General features: G+C 70.4%; 18 protein-coding genes. 9 read left to right on the top strand and 9 right to left on the bottom strand.

Annotation, left to right across the window (positions count from 1 at the left end):
• Window positions 1–106 precede the first annotated feature (106 nt).
• From argS to LRM40_RS17695, 7 genes are all read left to right on the top strand, one after another.
• A complete protein-coding gene (argS, locus tag LRM40_RS17725; RefSeq protein ID WP_151124819.1) occupies window positions 107–1807 on the top strand; it encodes an arginine--tRNA ligase in 1701 nt (566 codons plus the stop codon).
• Window positions 1804–2526, top strand: a complete 723-nt coding sequence (locus LRM40_RS17720) for an SPOR domain-containing protein (protein WP_151124820.1) — start codon at window positions 1804–1806, stop codon at window positions 2524–2526. The genes argS and LRM40_RS17720 overlap by 4 nt, the downstream gene beginning before the upstream one ends.
• Window positions 2527–2578: 52 nt before the next feature.
• Window positions 2579–3223, top strand: a complete 645-nt coding sequence (locus tag LRM40_RS17715) for a thiol:disulfide interchange protein DsbA/DsbL (protein ID WP_151124821.1) — start codon at window positions 2579–2581, stop codon at window positions 3221–3223.
• A gap of 144 nt (window positions 3224–3367) precedes the next feature.
• On the top strand, window positions 3368–3985 hold the full coding sequence (gene lptA, locus LRM40_RS17710) for a lipopolysaccharide transport periplasmic protein LptA (RefSeq protein ID WP_170288909.1): 618 nt from the start codon (window positions 3368–3370) through the stop codon (window positions 3983–3985).
• Window positions 3982–4746 (top strand): LPS export ABC transporter ATP-binding protein, encoded by a 765-nt coding sequence (gene lptB / locus LRM40_RS17705; protein WP_151124823.1) that lies wholly within the window; start codon window positions 3982–3984, stop codon window positions 4744–4746. The genes lptA and lptB overlap by 4 nt, the downstream gene beginning before the upstream one ends.
• A 10-nt stretch (window positions 4747–4756) precedes the next feature.
• On the top strand, window positions 4757–6277 hold the full coding sequence (locus LRM40_RS17700; RefSeq protein ID WP_151124824.1) for an RNA polymerase factor sigma-54: 1521 nt from the start codon (window positions 4757–4759) through the stop codon (window positions 6275–6277).
• On the top strand, window positions 6274–7614 hold the full coding sequence (locus LRM40_RS17695; RefSeq protein ID WP_151124825.1) for a THUMP domain-containing class I SAM-dependent RNA methyltransferase: 1341 nt from the start codon (window positions 6274–6276) through the stop codon (window positions 7612–7614). Before LRM40_RS17700 ends, LRM40_RS17695 begins: the two co-directional genes overlap by 4 nt.
• Before the next feature lie 13 nt (window positions 7615–7627).
• Here LRM40_RS17695 and LRM40_RS17690 read toward each other — a convergent pair whose 3' ends face one another.
• From LRM40_RS17690 to LRM40_RS17650, 9 genes are all read right to left on the bottom strand, one after another.
• Window positions 7628–8056 carry a YidB family protein gene (locus LRM40_RS17690; protein ID WP_151124826.1) on the bottom strand — a complete coding sequence of 143 codons (429 nt, stop codon included), beginning with the start codon at window positions 8054–8056 and terminating at the stop codon, window positions 7628–7630.
• Between the two features lie 130 nt (window positions 8057–8186).
• Entirely contained in the window at window positions 8187–8909 is a 723-nt protein-coding gene (locus LRM40_RS17685) for a 16S rRNA (uracil(1498)-N(3))-methyltransferase (RefSeq protein WP_151124827.1), read from the bottom strand.
• 39 nt (window positions 8910–8948) lie between these two features.
• Complete coding sequence (locus LRM40_RS17680; RefSeq protein ID WP_151124828.1) at window positions 8949–9518, bottom strand: hypothetical protein; 570 nt, start codon at window positions 9516–9518, stop codon at window positions 8949–8951.
• Between the two features lie 54 nt (window positions 9519–9572).
• Window positions 9573–11264 carry a long-chain-fatty-acid--CoA ligase gene (locus LRM40_RS17675; RefSeq protein ID WP_151124829.1) on the bottom strand — a complete coding sequence of 564 codons (1692 nt, stop codon included), beginning with the start codon at window positions 11262–11264 and terminating at the stop codon, window positions 9573–9575.
• Window positions 11265–11366: 102 nt separating this feature from the next.
• Entirely contained in the window at window positions 11367–12104 is a 738-nt protein-coding gene (locus LRM40_RS17670; RefSeq protein WP_151124830.1) for a 5'-methylthioadenosine/adenosylhomocysteine nucleosidase, read from the bottom strand.
• A gap of 36 nt (window positions 12105–12140) precedes the next feature.
• Window positions 12141–13565 carry an NAD(P)(+) transhydrogenase (Re/Si-specific) subunit beta gene (locus LRM40_RS17665; RefSeq protein WP_151124831.1) on the bottom strand — a complete coding sequence of 475 codons (1425 nt, stop codon included), beginning with the start codon at window positions 13563–13565 and terminating at the stop codon, window positions 12141–12143.
• Window positions 13562–13774, bottom strand: coding sequence for a hypothetical protein (locus LRM40_RS17660; RefSeq protein ID WP_151124832.1), 213 nt, complete (start codon window positions 13772–13774; stop codon window positions 13562–13564). Before LRM40_RS17660 ends, LRM40_RS17665 begins: the two co-directional genes overlap by 4 nt.
• Window positions 13771–14085: an NAD(P) transhydrogenase subunit alpha part 2 gene (locus tag LRM40_RS17655; RefSeq protein ID WP_022979489.1), complete on the bottom strand. Its 315-nt coding sequence runs from the start codon at window positions 14083–14085 to the stop codon at window positions 13771–13773. The genes LRM40_RS17660 and LRM40_RS17655 overlap by 4 nt, the downstream gene beginning before the upstream one ends.
• Window positions 14086–14120: 35 nt before the next feature.
• Entirely contained in the window at window positions 14121–15254 is a 1134-nt protein-coding gene (locus LRM40_RS17650) for a Re/Si-specific NAD(P)(+) transhydrogenase subunit alpha (RefSeq protein ID WP_151124833.1), read from the bottom strand.
• 190 nt (window positions 15255–15444) lie between these two features.
• Here LRM40_RS17650 and LRM40_RS17645 point away from each other — a divergent pair, with 190 nt between their 5' ends.
• Entirely contained in the window at window positions 15445–15927 is a 483-nt protein-coding gene (locus tag LRM40_RS17645) for an NUDIX domain-containing protein (protein WP_151124834.1), read from the top strand.
• 60 nt (window positions 15928–15987) lie between these two features.
• Entirely contained in the window at window positions 15988–17109 is a 1122-nt protein-coding gene (mnmA, locus tag LRM40_RS17640; protein WP_151124835.1) for a tRNA 2-thiouridine(34) synthase MnmA, read from the top strand.
• Window positions 17110–17127: the final 18 nt, after the last annotated feature.

The following is a 17127-nucleotide window of genomic DNA, read 5'->3' as shown; positions in this document are numbered from 1 at the left end:
AGCGTCATGCAGGAACATCTAATGTGCCAGCACTCGGATCGGGCCAGCAATGGAACAGAGCGGTCCCCGCCCGGCTTTTCGACAGGCGCAACCTTAGAATCCGCCCATGATCCAAGCCAAGGCAGAGCTCCAGCGCGCGCTGGCCGCTGCGGTCGCGCAGCTGGCCCCTGACGCCGCCCTCACCCCCCAATTCGAATCGCCCAAGCAGGCCGCCCATGGCGACCTGGCCATCACCGTGGCGATGCAGCTGGCCAAGCCGCTGCGTTCCAACCCCCGCGCCGTGGCCGAGCAGCTGGTGGCCGCGCTCAAGGCTCAGCCCGCGTTCGAGCGCTGGGTGTCGTCGCTCGAGATCGCCGGCCCCGGCTTCATCAACCTGCGCCTCGCGCCGGCGGCCAAGCAGGCCGTGGTGGCCGAGGTGCTGGCGGCCCCCGACGCCTTCGGCCGTCAGCCGGCCAACGGTCAGAAGCTGATGGTGGAGTTCGTCTCGGCCAACCCCACCGGCCCGCTGCACGTGGGCCATGCCCGCCAGGGCGCGCTGGGCGACAGCCTGTGCCACCTGTTCCAGACCCAGGGCTGGGACGTCACCCGCGAGTTCTATTACAACGACGCGGGCGTGCAGATCGCCACCCTGGCCAATTCCACCCAGTGCCGCATCAAGGGCCTCAAGCCCGGTGACGCCGGTTGGCCCGAAAGTGCCTACAACGGCGACTACATTGCCGACATCGCCGCCGATTTTTTGGCCAAGAAGACGGTCAAGGCCGACGACCGCGAGTTCACTGCCTCGGGTGATCCGGACGATCTGGACGGCATCCGCCAGTTCGCCGTGGCCTACCTGCGTCACGAGCAGGACCTGGACCTGCAGGCCTTCAGCGTGCAGTTCGACAACTACTACCTCGAGTCCAGCCTCTACACCAGCGGCCGGGTCGAGAAGACCGTCAAGGCCCTGGTCGACGCCGGCAAGACCTACGAACAGGACGGCGCGCTGTGGCTGCGCTCCACCGACTACGGGGACGACAAGGACCGCGTGATGCGCAAGTCCGACGGCTCCTACACCTATTTCGTGCCGGACGTGGCCTACCACATCGCCAAGTGGGAGCGCGGCTTCACCAAGGTCATCAACTGCCAGGGCACCGACCACCACGGCACCATCGCCCGGGTGCGCGCCGGCCTGCAGGGCGTGGGTCTGGGCATCCCCCAGGGCTACCCCGACTACGTGCTCAACACCATGGTGCGGGTGATGCGCAACGGCGCCGAGGTCAAGATCAGCAAGCGCGCGGGCAGCTACGTCACGCTGCGCGACCTGATCGACTGGACCAGCCGCGACGCGGTGCGCTTCTTCCTGATCAGCCGCAAGGCCGACACCGAGTTCACCTTCGACATCGACCTGGCGCTCAAGCAGAACGACGAGAACCCGGTGTTCTACGTCCAGTACGCCCATGCCCGCATCTGCTCGGTGCTGGCCCAGGGCGCCACCCAGGGCCTGTCGCCCGAGGGGGCCGACCTGACGCTGCTGACCGCGCCGGCCGAGCTGGCGCTGATGCTCAAGCTGGCCGAGTACCCCGAGATGCTCACGTCGGCGGCGGCCTCGCTGGCCCCGCACGACGTGGCCTTCTACGTGCGTGACCTGGCCTCGGCCTTCCACAGCTACTACGCGGCCGAGCGCTTCCTGGTGGAGGACAAGGCCCTGGCGCAAGCCCGTCTGGCCCTGCTGTCGGCCACGCGCCACGTGCTGCGCAACGCGCTGGCGGTGCTGGGCGTGAGCGCACCAGAATCCATGACTCGCGCGGAACAACAGGAGAACGCATGAAGTTCGGCAGCGGTGCCCGTCGGCAGGCACAGCGGGGTGGTTTCGTCCTGGGCATGATCGTCGGCCTGCTGGTCGGCCTGGCCATCGCCCTGGGAGTGGCGCTCTACATCGCCAAGGTGCCCGTGCCCTTCATGGACAAGGTGGGGCACCGCACGCCCGAGCAGGAGGCCCAGGAGGCCGAGAAGCTCAAGACCTGGGACCCCAACGCCGGCCTGGCCGGCAAGCAGGCCCCCCGGCCGGTGCCGGCCGCCTCCGAGGCGGGCAGTGCGCCGCTGCCCTATGTGGGCGGTGCGTCCTCGCCCGTGCCGGTGGCCGTGGTGGGCAAGCCCGCTTCGGCCGCCAAGGCGGCCTCCGCAGCGGCGCCTGCCGAAGCCAAGTCCAAGCGTGACCCGGCCGCCATCCTGTCGGGGGCGCCGGTGCCGAACCATGCCGACAAGCCCGCGGAACCTGCGGCCGCCGGCGCGGATCCATTCGTCTACTTCGTCCAGGCCGGGGCCTATTCCAGCGCCAACGATGCCGAGCAGCAGCGCGCGCGCCTGGCCATGCAGGGGCTGGTGGCCAAGGTGTCCGAGCGCGAGCAGGCCGGACGCAATGTCTACCGGGTCCGCCTGGGGCCTTTCGACAGCCGGGACGAAGCCGAACGGCAGCAGGACCGCCTCAAGGGTGCGGGCATGGACTCCGCCCTGGTGCGGGTCGAGCGCAGCAAGGCCCAGCCCTGAGGCATCTGGCTTGCCGCTGGCTTCCCTCTTCCCTCTACAAGGATCCTTCCTCATGAATCGGCGCGACTTTCCCCTGCACCTGGCCGGCCTGGCCGGTCTTCTGGCCCTGAGCGGCCCGGCCCTGGCCCAGGGCGCGCCGGTGGAAGGCAAGGACTTCCTGCGGATCTCGCCGCCGGTGCCCATGGCCCCCACGGGCAAGGTCGAGGTGGTGGAGTTCTTCTGGTACGGCTGCCCCCACTGCAATGCGCTGGAGCCCTCGCTGGAAGCCTGGGTCAAGCGGCTGCCGTCCAACGTCCACTTCGAGCGCGTGGCGGCCACCTTCAGCCCCATGCACAGCTACCACGCCCGCATCTATTACGCGCTGGAGCTGATGGGCAAGGTCGAGGCCTTCCACACCAAGGTGTTCGCCGCCATCCACGTGCAGCACCAGCGCCTGGACAAGGACGCCGACGTGGCCGCCTTCTTCACCGCCCAGGGTCTGGATGGCCAGAAGGTGCTGCAGACCATGAAGTCCTTCACCGTCGAGGGCAAGCTGCGCCAGGCCAAGGCCCTGGCCCAGGGCTACAAGATCGACGGCGTGCCCACCCTGGGCATCCAGGGGCGCTTCACCACCTCGGCGGCCATGACGGGCAGCGAGCCCCGGCTCTACGCCACCGCCGACATGCTCATCGCGCAGGTGGCCAAGAGCCTGGGCTGACGGTGTGCGGCCTGCAAGCCCTTTCAGGGGCGGCAGGTCAAGTCTTTCGGCCACATCCCCCAGCGCGTTGCTCGGGTCGCACGACGCCTGCCGCAGTCCGCGGTGGGCGTCGTAGAATGATCTGCAATTTTCATGCCGATAACCATGCCGCTGCGTCGCCCTTCCACCGCTCTGGCCCTGTCCATTCTCCTGACGGGGATGGGTTCGGCCGTGCATGCCGAGAAGGCCGACCGTCAGCAGCCCCTGGTGGTGGAAAGCGACGGCAAGCAGAGCGCGCAGGTCGATCTGGCCCGCAAGCTCACCGTGGTCAGCGGCAACGTCAGCATCGCCCAGGGGTCCATGCTGATCCGCGCCGATCGTGTCGAGGTGCGTGAGCCGCAGGACGGCGTCTACAACGCGGTGGCCTACAGCTGGCCCAGCCAGCAGGCCACCTTCCGCCAGAAGCGCGACCGCGAGAACGAATACATCGAGGCCCAGGCCGACCGCATCGAATACGACGGTGCCTCCGAGAAGGTCAAGTTCCTGGGCAATGCCTGGCTGCGCATGCGCCGTGCCGGCGTGGTGACCGACGAGGCCAGCGGCGCCATCATCACCTACGACCAGAAGGTGGACACGGTCATCTTCGACGGCGAAGCCCCCACGGTGAAGCCCGGGGTGGTGCCGGGCAAGGTGCGGTTGGTGTTCACGCCGCGCAGCGCCTCCGCACCGGCGGCGGCCTCGGCGGCGGGCAGCGGGGCCAGTGCGGCGGGGGCGGGCCAGTGAGCGGTCCCGAGCTGACGGCCCAGAGCCGCCTGGAGGCCTCCGGCCTGCGCAAGACCTACGGTGCCCGCACCGTGGTCAAGAACGTGCACCTGGCGGTGGCGGCCGGCGAGGTGGTGGGGCTGCTGGGCCCCAACGGCGCCGGCAAGACCACCACCTTCTACATGGTCGTGGGCCTGGTGCGCTGCGACGACGGCCAGATCACCATCGACGGCACGCCGGTGGAGCGCATGCCCATCCACCTGCGCTCGCGCCTGGGCCTGTCCTACCTGCCGCAGGAAGCCTCGATCTTCCGCAAGCTCACGGTGGACGAGAACATCCGCGCGGTGCTGGAGCTGCAGACCGACGAGCGCGGCAGGCCGCTCAAGGCCGAGACCATCCAGCGCCAGCTCGACCAGTTGCTCAGCGACCTGAGCCTGACCGGCCTGCGCGACACGCCAGCGCCCGCGCTCTCGGGCGGCGAGCGCCGCCGGGTCGAGATCGCCCGCGCGCTGGCCACCCAGCCGCGCTTCATCCTGCTGGACGAGCCCTTCGCCGGCGTGGACCCGATCGCGGTGATCGAGATCCAGCGCATCATCAGTTTCCTCAAGGCGCGCGGCATCGGTGTGCTGATCACCGACCACAACGTGCGCGAGACCCTGGGCATCTGCGACCGGGCCTACATCATCAGCCAGGGCGACGTGCTGGCCGAAGGCACCCCGCAGCAGATCATCGAGAACCCGGACGTGCGCCGGGTCTACCTCGGCGAACATTTCCGCATGTGAGTCCGAGACGATGAAGCCGACCCTGCAGGTCCGCCTGTCCCAGCATCTGGCGCTCACGCCGCAGCTGCAGCAGTCCATCCGCCTGCTGCAGCTCTCCACACTGGAGCTGCACCAGGAAGTCGAGCAGATGCTCGAGCAGAACCCTTTTCTCGAGCCGGAAGAGGAGCGGGGCAGCTTCGAGGACCAGATCCTGGCCGACCGGGCCAGCGCGAGCAGCAGCAGCGCGACGGCGTCGGACGAAGACAGCGGCGGCAGTGGTGAAGGTTCGGACGAGCCGGCCGGCATGGAGGCCTCGGACTTCGGCACCACCGAGCGCGACGACTGGGAGAACGGCACCGAGGGCGACGACTTCGACGGCATCCGCGAGACGCCCGGTACCGGCAGCGGCACCGGCGGCGACGACGAGTTCGAACCCCAGGACCGCGCCGGTCTGGGCCCCACGCTGCAGGACCACCTGCGCCATCAGCTCAGCGGCATGCGCCTGGCCGACCGCGACGCCGCGGCCGTGCTGGCCCTGATCGAATCGCTGGACGAGGACGGTTACCTCGACGGCACGCTGGAGGAGATCGCCGAGCGCATCGCCGATTCGCTGGACATCACCGACCCCGAGGCCCGCGAGGAGCTGCTGGACGAGCTGCGCTGCGGCCTGAAGTGGCTGCAGAGCCTGGAGCCCGCCGGCGTCGGCGCGGCCAACCTGTCCGAATGCCTGTGCCTGCAGCTGCGCCAGCAGGCCGACACCCCGGCGCGCGCCTGCGCGCTGCAGATCGCGGCATCCCATCTGGAGCTGCTGGCCCGCCGCGACCTGAAGAAGCTGTCGGCCGCCACCGGCAGCGACGAGGCCACGGTCAAGGCCGCCCAGGCCCTGATCGTCGCCTGCGAGCCCAAGCCCGGCCGGCCCTTTGCCCGGGCCGAGCAGCTGATCGTCGTGCCCGACGTCATCGTTGTGAAGTCCGGCCGCAACTGGAAGGCCACGCTCAACCCGGACGTGATGCCCAAGCTGCGCGTGTCCGACCTCTACGCCCAGGCCATCCGCGGCCAGCGCGGCGGCGGCAACCTGTCGGCCCGTCTGCAGGAAGCCCGCTGGTTCATCCGCAACATCCAGCAGCGCTTCGACACCATCCTGCGCGTGAGCGCGGCCATCGTCGAGCGGCAGAAGAACTTCTTCACCCACGGTGAGATCGCCATGAAGCCGCTGGTGCTGCGCGAGATCGCCGACGAGCTGGGCCTGCACGAATCCACCATCTCCCGCGTCACGACGGCCAAGTACATGGCCACGCCGCAGGGCACCTTCGAGCTGAAGTACTTCTTCGGCTCCTCGCTCAACACCGATGCCGGCGGCAACGCCTCCAGCACCGCGGTGCGCGCGCTGATCAAGCAGTTCGTGGCGGCCGAGGACGCCAAGAAGCCGCTGTCCGACAGCCAGATCGCCGACATGCTCGAAGAGCAGGGCATCCAGGTGGCACGCCGCACCGTGGCCAAGTACCGCGAAGCGCTGAAGATCGCGCCCGCCAACCTCCGCAAAGCCCTATGAGCTCGACCCCCACCCCGGCGCCCGGCGCGGCCGGTCCGCGCCGCGTGGTGCGGGCCGCCGGTCCCCGTCCCACCTCCAGCGTGCGCCAGGGCACGCTGTTCCTGCCCTGCGCCGCCGGCACCGAGCCCTGGCTGGCCGAGGAATGCCAGGCCCTGCTGGGCCCGCAGGCCCGGGTCGAGGCCGGCCGCGGTGGCGTCTATGTCGAGGGCGGCCTGGCCGAGGCCATGCGCCTGAACCTGGGCAGCCGGCTGGCGCAGCGCGTGCTGTGGCAGGTGGCCGAGGGCGGCTACGCCAACGAACACGACCTCTACGAGCTGGCGCGCCGGGTGCGCTGGAACGAGTGGATCACGCCCCAGCAGACCCTGCGGGTGGACGCCAGTGCCTGGCGCTCGCCGCTGCAGAGCCTGAACTTCGCCGCCCTGCGCATCAAGGACGCGGTCTGCGACCAGATGCGCGAGGCCTGCGGCGAGCGGCCCAGCGTGGACACCCACCACCCCGACCTGTCCCTGGTGCTGCACCTGGGCCCCGACCACGCCAGCCTGAGCGTGGACCTCTCAGGGGAGGCCCTGTTCAAGCGTGGCTGGCGCGAAGCCAAGGGCGAGGCCCCGCTGAAGGAGACCCTGGCCGCGGCCATGCTGGCGGCCATCGGCTGGCAGGGCCGGCCCGAGGACGGCGGCCTGCTGGACCCCTGCTGCGGTGCCGGCACCATCGCCATCGAGGCCGCGCAGATCGCCTGCGGCATCGCCCCGGGCCTGCAGCGCCGCTTCGCCTTCGAGCGCCTGCTGCCCTTCCGGGACCAGTTGGGCGCCTGGCGCGAGATGAAGGCCGCGGCCCAGGCCGCCGTGCATGCGCCCACGGTGCCGGTGTGGGCGGGCGACGTGTCCTTCCGCATGACCGACTTCGCCACGCGCAATGCCGAGCGCGCCGGCGTCAAGCACGCCATCGAGTTCAAGACCGCCGATGCGCTGCAGCGCCCGGCACCGGCCGACCATGGCGTGCTGCTGATGAACCCGCCCTATGGCGAGCGCATCGCGCCCAAGGGCTCCGGCCAGGGCCAGGGCGGCCTGGGCCACGGCCGGGCCGGCGCCCAGGGCGAGAAGTTCGAAGGCGCAGCCGATGCCGGCGAGTTCTATGCCCGCCTGGCCGCGCACTGGAAGAAGGGCTACGCCGGCTGGACCGCCTGGGTGCTCACCCCCGAGGCCAAGCTGCCCAGCCTGATGCGGCTGAAGGAAAGCCGGCGCGTGCCGATGTGGAACGGGCCGATCGAGTGCCGGCTGTTCCGCTTCGACATGGTGGCCGGCTCCGCCCGCAAGGGCCCGGACAGCTCCGAGGGCTGAGCCCCTCGGGCGCTCAGCCCTTGAGCAGCCCGCTCAGTCCACCCAGCAGGCTGCCCAGGTCGGGCGATTCCGCGGGCGACGCGGGCAGCTGGCCTTGCGGCGTCATCCGGTTGACCAGCTCGGGCAGCATCTGGGCCAGCTGACCCCACAGCGCCTGGGCCTGCGGGCCCTGCACCTGCTGCAGCAGGCCGGCCAGGGCCGGGTGGTCGCCCAGGGCCGACTGCAGCTGCTCGGCGCTGATCGGCAGGTTCTGCCCGTTGGAGATCCAGGAGCCCACCAGCGCCCCCAGGCCGCCCTGCTCGAAGTGCTGCACCAGCCCGGCCAGGCCACCGCCCGGCGCGTTGCTGTCCAGCAGCTGGGTGGCGACGGACATCAGGTCCGGGCTGCCCCCGCCGCCGGCCGATTCGTTGAGCAGGCCGCTGACCGCATCCAGCAATCCCATGGTGTTCTCCTTGAGTTGATGTGAGTGTCCGCAGCATGACCGCCCCGGAGGACCTTGTCACGTCCCTCATCCCTCGCAGGGGGGCGACCGTGTGAAAGGTGGGGCCGGCGTGGAGCCGGCGCGACAGCGCTCAGCCGGCCAGGGCCAGCAGGCTCAGGGCGGCCAGCGGCGCGGTGTCGGCCCGCAGCACGCGCGGGCCCAGGCTCAAGGGCGCGAAGCCGGCCTGCCGGGCCTGACCTTCCTCGCGCGGGTCCAGGCCGCCCTCGGGGCCGGACAGCAGCAACACCGGCCCGCGGGCCTGCAGCAGTGTGGCCGGGGCAGCGGCGTCGGGGCCGAAGCTCAGCACATGGCGCAGGCCCGCGGCGGGACCGAGCGCGCCCAGCCAGCGGTCGAGCGCCAGGATGGGGGCCACGGCGGGCACCCGGGTGCGACCGCTCTGCTCGGCCGCCGCCACCGCCACCGCCTGCCAGTGGGCGCGCCGCTTCTCGGCCCGGTCGCCCGCCAGCTTGAGCACCGAGCGGGCGCACATCAGCGGCTGGATGGCGGCCACCCCCAACTCGGTGGCCTTCTCCACCAAGGCGTCCATGCGTTCGTTGGCCGGCATGCCCAGGGCGATGGTCACCGGGCAGGCCAGCTCGCGTTCGGCGCGGTGGTGGGCACCGATGCGCAGGTCCACGTCCTGCCGACCCATGCGGGTCACGGTGGCGTCCCACTCGCCGCCCTCGCCGTTGAAGACGGTCAGGGCATCGCCGGGCTGCAGGCGCAGCACCTGGATGTGGCGGGAGGGTTCGGGGGGCAGGGTGAGCGCGGCGCCTTCGCTCAGGGGCGCTTCCAGGTGGACTCGGACGGGCATGGGCGTGAGTGTGCCAGCCCCGGGCGGGGTCGCCGCGCCTCAGCCCGCGGCGCGCAGGGCGTCCAGGAACTGGCGCACCGCGGCCATGCCATGGTCGTCCCGCAGCCCCTGGGTGAAGCGCCGGGCCAGGGTCTGCAGCTCGGTGGGGCCGGCCGCGCGCTCCACCTCCAGCGCGAAGCGGTAGCCCTTGACCAGCCCCAGCTGGCCCTTGGCCTGGGCGGTCAGGGTGTCGTAGAGGGCGCTGTAGCTGGCCTCGCCGATGGCCTGCAGGGTGTCCTGCAGCAGCGATGCGGCGGCGTCGCCGCCCTGCGGGTCGAACGCGCTGGGCACCGTGTCCGGGCCCTCGTCCGCAGCGGGCTCCGGCTTGCGCGCGGGGCGGGGCGCGGCCGGGGCGCCGGCGGAACCGGCCACCTCGGCGATCAGGCCCGCTTCCAGCAAGGCGTTCAGGTCGCTGTCTGCCAGCCCGCGGATCTGCTGCAGCCAGAAGGTGCCGGGCTGGCTGTCGTTGATGACCAGCAGCAGGTTGCGCACCGGCCGGCTCAGGGCCAGGGACTTGGACTGGATCTCCGCGTGGCCTGCGGCGGTCTTGACGTAGCGGGAACTGCTCATGCTGTCTGACGGCCGGGAGACGGGTGCGCCGGCGGGCGCACCGGGGGCTCGGGGTCAGCGCGCCGGCGTGGCTGGCCGGTCGCGCAGTTCGCGCCGCAACACCTTGCCCACCGGCGTCTTGGGCAGGTCGTTGCGGAACTCCACCAACTTGGGCCGCTTGTAGCCGGTCAGGTTGGCTTCGCACCAGTGCCGCACATCGGCCTCTGTCACTGCGGGGTCCTTCTTCACGATCACGACCTTCACCACCTCGCCGGCCTTCTCGTCGGGAACCCCGACGGCGGCACACTCCATGATGCCCGGCATTTGGGTGATCACGTCCTCGACTTCGTTAGGGTAAACGTTGAAGCCGGACACCAGGATCATGTCCTTCTTGCGGTCGACGATGCGGAAGTAGCCGCGCTCGTCCACCATGCCCACGTCGCCGGTGCGGAAGAAGCCGTCGGCCGTCATCACCCGGGCGGTCTCGTCCGGGCGCTGCCAGTAGCCGGCCATCACCTGCGGGCCGCGCACCGCGATCTCGCCGGCCTGGCCTGCGGGCACCTCGTGGCCCTCGTCGTCGATCAGGCGCAGCTCGGTGTTGGGCACCGGCAGGCCGATGGTGCCGCTGTAGGCGGTGGAGGTGGTGGGGTTGCAGGACACCACCGGCGAGGTCTCCGACAGGCCGTAGCCCTCGCAGATCGGGCAGCCGGTCTTCTCCAGCCACAGCTTGGCCGTGGCCTGCTGCACCGCCATGCCGCCGCCCACCGACATCTTCAGGTGGCTCCAGTCCACCTTGTCGAAGTCGGGGTGGTGGGCCAGGGCGTGGAACAGGGTGTTGACCGCCGGGAAGCTGTGGAAGCGCTCGGTGGACAGGGTCTTGAGCGTGCCGGCCAGGTCGCGCGGGTTGGGGATCAGGATGCCGCAGCCGCCCATGCGCAGGCCCAGCATCATGTTCGTGTTGAAGCCGAAGATGTGATAGAGCGGCAGCGCGCAGATGGTGACCACCTGGCCCTCGGCGGCCACGCGGTCGATGGCCGGGCGGTACCAGGCCTCGGACTGCAGCACGTTGGCCACCAGGTTGCGGTGCAGCAGCACCGCGCCCTTGCTGACGCCGGTGGTGCCGCCGGTGTACTGCAGCACCGCGATGTCGTCCGGGCGCACGGTGACCGGCTTGAACACCGCGCCGCGGCCCTGGGCGATGGCGTCGTTGAAGCGCACCGCGTCGGCCAGCTGGAACTCCGGCACCATCTTCTTGACCCGGCGCACCACGTGGTTGACCACCGCGCCCTTGATCCAGCCCAGCATGTCGCCCATGGCGGTCAGCACCACGTGGTCCACCACCTTGGCGTGGGCCTGCGCCGCCTGCAGCGTGGCGGCGAAGTTCTCCATGATGACGATGGACTTGGTGCCGGCGTCCTTGAGCTGGTGCTCCAGCTCGCGCGGGGTGTAGAGCGGGTTGACGTTGACCACCACCATGCCCGCGCGCAGGATGCCGGCCACCACCACCGGGTACTGGGGCACGTTGGGCATCATCACCGCCACGCGGTCGCCGGGCTGCAGGCCGCTGGCCTGCAGATAGGCCGCGAAGGCGCGCGACAGTTCGTCCACCTGGGCGTAGCTGAAGCTCTTGCCCATGAAGCGGTAGGCCGGCAGCGCGGCATGCTTGCGGAAGCTCTCCTCCAGCAGGGCGACCAGCGAGGGGTACACCGACACGTCGATGTCGGCGGGCACGCCTTCCGGATAGTGCTTCAACCAGATTCGTTCCATTCCCGGGGACTCCATAGATGCGACCCAGATCGTAATCGAACGATCGTTCGAAAATAAGTCGGATCCGGGTAATCCCGGGGGGTGTATCCGGTGTCGCGGCGCTCAGCCGGCCTGCAGGGCCGCCAGCACGATGTCGCGCGAATACGGGGCCGCCACCTGGCGCAGAAAACGCGGGAAGTCCACGTGCGCCGCGTCGTCGGCACGGTCGGAGATGCTGCGCAGCACCGCGAAGGGCCGGCCGAAGTCGTGGCAGACCTGGGCCACCGCCGCGCCCTCCATCTCCACGGCCAGGGCGTCGGGCAGCTCGGCCCGCAGCGTGTCCACCTCGGCGTGCGAGGAGACGAAACGGTCGCCGCTGATCACCAGGCCGGTGTGGACCCGGGGCGCCTGCACGCCGAACTCGCGCAGCGCGGGCGGCGGGGCCTCGCGCAGCACCTGCGCGGCCGCGCGGGCCAGCCGGGCGGAGAGCGCGCCATCGGCGGCGAAGCGGCTGAGGCCGGTCAGCGGCACCTCCCAGCGCGGGAACAGCGGCGAGGCGTCCATGTCGTGCTGCAGCAGGGTGTCGGCCACCACCACGTCGCCCACCGCCACGCCGGGGCCGATGCCGCCGGCCACGCCGGTGAACAGCAGCTCACCCACGTCGAAGCGGTCCAGCAGCAGCGCGGTGGTGGTGGCCGCGGCCACCTTGCCCACGCCGCACAGCACCAGGATGGCGTCGTGGCCGGCCAGGCGGCCGCGGTGCAGGGTGCGGCCGGCCAGGGTCTGGGTGTGGTCGACGTCCAGCCGCGCCTGCAGCGCGGCCAGCTCGTCGGGCAGGGCGCTGACGATGGCGAGGGTCATGCCCGCATGGTACGCGGGCCGGCCCTCGCGCCGCCCTCACTCCACGGCCTTGACCATCTCCTCGACCACCTTCTTGGCGTCGCCGAAGACCATCATCGTCTTGTCCATGTAGAACAGCTCGTTGTCCAGGCCGGCGTAGCCTGCGGCCATCGAGCGCTTGTTCACGATGATGGTCTTGGCCTTGTAGGCCTCCAGGATGGGCATGCCGTAGATGGGCGAGCCCTTCTGCAGCGCGGCCGGGTTCACCACGTCGTTGGCGCCCAGGATGATGGCCACATCGGTCTGGCCGAACTCGCCGTTGATGTCCTCCATCTCGAAGACCTGGTCGTAGGGCACCTCGGCCTCGGCCAGCAGCACGTTCATGTGGCCGGGCATGCGGCCGGCCACCGGGTGGATGGCGTACTTGACCGTGATGCCCTTCTCGGTGAGCTTCTCGGCCAGCTCCTTGACCGCGTGCTGGGCGCGGGCCACCGCCAGGCCATAGCCCGGCACGATGACCACCGTCTCGGCATTGCCCAGGATGAAGGCCGCGTCGTCGGCGCTGCCGCTCTTGACCGAGCGCTGCACCTGGTCGCCCGCGGCCGCCGTGGCGGTGTCACCGCCGAAGCCGCCCAGGATCACGTTGATGAACGAGCGGTTCATCGCCTTGCACATGATGTAGCTGAGGATGGCGCCCGAGCTGCCCACCAGCGAGCCGGCGATGATCAGCATCGCGTTGTTCAGCGAGAAGCCGATGCCCGCGGCCGCCCAGCCCGAGTAGCTGTTGAGCATGGAGACCACCACCGGCATGTCGGCGCCGCCGATCGGGATGATGATCAGCACGCCCAGCACGAAGGCCAGGGCCAGCATGGCGAAGAAGGCGCTCCAACTCTCGGTGGCCATGAAGGCCAGGCCCAGGCCCACGGTGGCCAGGCCCAGCACCAGGTTCAGCAGGTGCTGGCCGCCGAACTGCACCGGCGCGCCCTGGAACAGGCGGAACTTGGACTTGCCCGAGAGCTTGCCGAAGGCGATGACCGAGCCGCTGAAGGTGATGGCGCCGATGGCCGCGCCCAGGAAGAGCTCCAGCCGGTTGCCGGTGGGGATGGGGTCGCCCTTGGCCAGGCCGTGCAGCAGGGCGCCGGGCTCGGCCACGGCGGCCACCGCGATGAAGACCGCGGCCAGGCCGATCATGCTGTGCATGAAGGCCACCAGCTCGGGCATCTTGGTCATCTCCACCCGCTGGGCCATGATGGCGCCGGCGCTGCCGCCCACCAGCAGGCCGACCAGCACCCAGGACAGGCCCATGGGCGAGCCGGCCAGCTTGGCGATCAGCGCGGCGGTGGTCACCACCGCGATCGTCATGCCGGTCATGCCGAACACATTGCCGCGGATCGAGGTGGTGGGGTGGGACAGGCCCTTCAAGGCCTGGATGAAGCAGACGCTGGCGATCAGGTACAGCAGCGTCACGAGGTTCATGCTCATGCGGGACTCCCGGGCTGGGGCTGGGCGGAAGAGGAAGCGGCGATGGCCTTGCGGACCTGGCGCACGACGAGGGCCTCCAGGGCCATCGTGACGAGTGCAGCCAGCGCGCCCGCGGTGCGGGATTCGGCCAGCTCGGCCACGACCACGCCGACGAAACTGGCGTTGATCAGGCCGACGACGAAGACGACGGTGAGGACGACGGCTTTCACGCCTTCTCCTCCGGCTTCTTCTTCTCCTTCTTCTTGAACATCTCCAGCATGCGGCGCGTCACCAGAAAGCCGCCGAAGACGTTCACCGCGGCCAGGGCCACGGCCAGCACCCCCATGGTCTTGCCCAGGGGGGTTTCGGTCAGCGCGGCGGCCAGCATGGCGCCCACGATGACGATGGCAGACACCGCATTGGTCACCGCCATCAGCGGGGTGTGCAGCGCGGGGGTGACGGTCCACACCACGTGGTAACCCACGTAGATGGCCAGCACGAAGATGATCAGGTTGATCAGGGTCGGGGACACGGCGTCCATGGCAGGGCTCCGATCGATGTTGGGATGAAAGAGGTTCAGGCGCGCAGCACGGCGCCGCCCTGGGTCACCAGGCAGGCGGCCACGATGTCGTCATCGGCCGGGATCGTCAGCGCGCCGCCGTCCTTGGGCAGCACCAGCTTGAGGAAGTCCAGCACGTTGCGGGCATAGAGGGCCGAGGCATCGGCCGCCACCAGCGCCGGCAAGTTGGTCTCGCCGACGATGGTCACGCCATGCTTGACGACCGTGCGGCCGGCCTCGGTCAGCGGGCAGTTGCCATCGCTGCCACCCGGGCCCTTGCCCGCGGCGATGTCCACGATCACCGAGCCCGGCTTCATGGCCTTCACCATCTCCTCGGTGATCAGCACCGGCGCGGCGCGGCCGGGGATCAGGGCGGTGGAGATGACCACGTCGGCCGCCGCCACGCGCTTGGCCACCTCGGCCTTCTGGCGTTCCAGCCAGCTCGGCGGCATCGGCCGGGCGTAGCCGCCCACGCCCTCGGCGGCCTCCTTTTCCTCGGCGGTCTCGTAGGGCACGTCGATGAACTTGGCGCCCAGCGATTCGACCTGCTCCTTCACCGAAGGCCGCACGTCCGAGGCCTCGATGGTGGCGCCCAGGCGCTTGGCGGTGGCGATGGCCTGCAGGCCCGCCACGCCCACGCCCAGGATGACGACCTTGGCCGCCTTCACCGTGCCGGCCGCGGTCATCAGCATGGGGAAGAACTTGCCGTAGCGGTCGGCCGCCATGATGACCGCCTTGTAGCCCGCGATGTTGGCCTGGCTGGACAGCACGTCCATGCTCTGGGCCCGGGTGGTGCGGGGCGCGGCCTCCAGCGCGAAGCTGGACAGGCCGGCGGCGGCCAGGGCCGCCAGGCCGTCCTTGTCGAAGGGGTTGAGCATGCCCACCAGGGCGGCGCCGGGTTTCATCAGGGCCAGCTCGTCGGCCGAGGGGCGCTGCACCTTCAGCACCAGCTCGGCGCCCAGGGCGCCGTTGCGGTCCGTCAGCGTGGCCCCGGCGGCCTCATAGGCCGCGTCCGGCACGCTGGCGGCCAGGCCGGCGCCGGCCTGCACCTTCACCTGATGGCCTTGGGCCACCAGCTTCTTGGCCGTCTCGGGCGTGACGGCCACACGTGTCTCTCCGGCCGCCGTTTCCAGCGGAACGCCGATCAACATGGGTCTCTCCTCTTCTTCAATGCGGGGATGGTCTGCGGGCGGTGCGTTGCCGCCCGCTGGTTGCAGGGCAGCTTACAGGCAATGGCCCCACTTGCGAGAGGGGGGCGGCCGGGGTGTGGCAGGCCCCCGACGGGCCTGCCCGCCACCCCCCAAAAACCGCGCCGGGTTTCAGGCTGGTTACCATGCCGGCATGGGTGCACCACGCTGGAAACCGAACGTCACCGTGGCCGCGGTGATCGAGCGCGACGGCCGCTTTCTGCTGGTCGAGGAAATGACGGCCGACGGCCTGCGCCTGAACACGCCGGCCGGCCACCTGGACCCGGGCGAGAGCCTGGTCGAGGCGGTGGCCCGCGAGGTGCTGGAAGAGACCATGCGGCCCTTTGTGGCGCAGGCGCTGGTGGGCATCCACATGGGTCGGCTGCAGCGCCCGGGTGGCGAGGACATCACCTTCCTGCGATTCGCCTTCACCGGCTCGGTGGCTGAGCCTGTGGCCGGCCGGGTCTACGACGCGCCGGTGGTGGCCAACCACTGGCTGAGCTGGGAGGAACTGCAGGCCTGCCGTGCGCGGCACCGCAGCCATTTCGTGCTCGACAGCATCGGCCAGTACCGGGCCGGGCAGCGCTACCCCCTGGACCTGCTGCACACCGATCCCAGCCTCTACGGCCGGGCCTGAGGGCCGCCGGGCGAGGCCCCACGCCGGCGCGGGCAGCCCGGCCTTTTTACAATCCGGGATATGGCTTCACAACGTGTGGTCGTCGGCCTGTCCGGCGGCGTCGATTCCTCGGTCTCCGCCTGGCTGCTCCAGCAGCAGGGCTACGAGGTCATCGGCATCTTCATGAAGAACTGGGAAGACGACGACGACGGCGAGTACTGCTCGACGCGCCAGGACTTCCTGGACGCCGCTTCGGTGGCCGACGTGCTGGGCATCGAGATCGAGCACGTCAACTTCGCGGCCGAGTACAAGGACCGCGTCTTCGCCGAGTTCCTGCGCGAGTACCAGGCCGGCCGCACGCCCAACCCGGACGTGCTGTGCAACGCCGAGATCAAGTTCAAGGCCTTCCTGGACCACGCCATGCGCCTGGGCGCCGACAAGATCGCCACCGGCCACTATGCCCGGGTGCGCGAAGTGGGCGGACGCTTCCAGCTGCTCAAGGGCCTGGACCCGCTGAAGGACCAGAGCTACTTCCTGCACCGGCTCAACCAGGCCCAGCTCTCCAAGACCATCTTCCCGGTGGGTGAGCTGCCCAAGACCGAGGTGCGCCGCATCGCCGCCGAGCTCAAGCTGCCCAATGCCAAGAAGAAGGACTCCACCGGCATCTGCTTCATCGGCGAGCGGCCCTTCCGCGACTTCCTCAACCGCTACCTCAGCAACCAGCCCGGCCCCATCCTGGATGACCGCGGCCGCCGGCTGGGCGAGCATGTGGGCCTGTCCTTCTACACCCTGGGCCAGCGCCAGGGCCTGGGCATCGGCGGCGTGAAGGAGAAGAAGGCCCAGCGCGGCGGCGGCGAGCACGCCCCCTGGTACGTGGCCCGCAAGGACCTGGAGCGCAACATCCTCTACGTGGTGCAGGGCCACGACCACCCCTGGTTGCAGTACCGCAGCCTGGTGGCCGACGACACCAGCTGGGTGGCCGGCGAGCCGCCGGCGCCCGGGGCCATCGCCGCCAAGACCCGCTACCGCCAGGCTGACGCGCCCTGCACGCTGGCGCCCGGCGCCGGGGCCACGCTGCGGCTGGACTTCACCGAGCCGCAATGGGCCGTCACCCCGGGCCAGTCGGCCGTGCTCTACGACGGCGAGGTCTGCCTGGGCGGTGGCGTCATCGCCAGCGCCGAACTGCAGGACGCGCCGACCTGAGGCCGACGCCCGTCCTGC

Origin of the sequence: Ideonella dechloratans, from assembly GCF_021049305.1 — a bacterium.
Lineage (GTDB): Bacteria > Pseudomonadota > Gammaproteobacteria > Burkholderiales > Burkholderiaceae_C > Ideonella > Ideonella dechloratans.
This window is presented reverse-complemented; position numbering and strand designations above follow the sequence as displayed.

Bases quoted from the DNA above. Each gene is read 5' to 3' on its own strand.
- LRM40_RS17685 (WP_151124827.1), bottom strand. From the start codon at position 8,909: ATGCCCGTCCGAGTCCACCTGGAAGCGCCCCTGAGCGAAGGCGCCGCG.
- LRM40_RS17650 (WP_151124833.1), bottom strand. From the start codon at position 15,254: ATGTTGATCGGCGTTCCGCTGGAAACGGCGGCCGGAGAGACACGTGTG.
- lptA (WP_170288909.1), top strand. From the start codon at position 3,368: ATGCCGCTGCGTCGCCCTTCCACCGCTCTGGCCCTGTCCATTCTCCTG.
- LRM40_RS17715 (WP_151124821.1), top strand. From the start codon at position 2,579: ATGAATCGGCGCGACTTTCCCCTGCACCTGGCCGGCCTGGCCGGTCTT.
- LRM40_RS17670 (WP_151124830.1), bottom strand. From the start codon at position 12,104: ATGACCCTCGCCATCGTCAGCGCCCTGCCCGACGAGCTGGCCGCGCTG.
- LRM40_RS17665 (WP_151124831.1), bottom strand. From the start codon at position 13,565: ATGAGCATGAACCTCGTGACGCTGCTGTACCTGATCGCCAGCGTCTGC.
- LRM40_RS17700 (WP_151124824.1), top strand. From the start codon at position 4,757: ATGAAGCCGACCCTGCAGGTCCGCCTGTCCCAGCATCTGGCGCTCACG.
- LRM40_RS17645 (WP_151124834.1), top strand. From the start codon at position 15,445: ATGGGTGCACCACGCTGGAAACCGAACGTCACCGTGGCCGCGGTGATC.
- LRM40_RS17720 (WP_151124820.1), top strand. From the start codon at position 1,804: ATGAAGTTCGGCAGCGGTGCCCGTCGGCAGGCACAGCGGGGTGGTTTC.
- mnmA (WP_151124835.1), top strand. From the start codon at position 15,988: ATGGCTTCACAACGTGTGGTCGTCGGCCTGTCCGGCGGCGTCGATTCC.
- LRM40_RS17675 (WP_151124829.1), bottom strand. From the start codon at position 11,264: ATGGAACGAATCTGGTTGAAGCACTATCCGGAAGGCGTGCCCGCCGAC.
- argS (WP_151124819.1), top strand. From the start codon at position 107: ATGATCCAAGCCAAGGCAGAGCTCCAGCGCGCGCTGGCCGCTGCGGTC.
- LRM40_RS17690 (WP_151124826.1), bottom strand. From the start codon at position 8,056: ATGGGATTGCTGGATGCGGTCAGCGGCCTGCTCAACGAATCGGCCGGC.
- LRM40_RS17695 (WP_151124825.1), top strand. From the start codon at position 6,274: ATGAGCTCGACCCCCACCCCGGCGCCCGGCGCGGCCGGTCCGCGCCGC.
- LRM40_RS17680 (WP_151124828.1), bottom strand. From the start codon at position 9,518: ATGAGCAGTTCCCGCTACGTCAAGACCGCCGCAGGCCACGCGGAGATC.
- LRM40_RS17655 (WP_022979489.1), bottom strand. From the start codon at position 14,085: ATGGACGCCGTGTCCCCGACCCTGATCAACCTGATCATCTTCGTGCTG.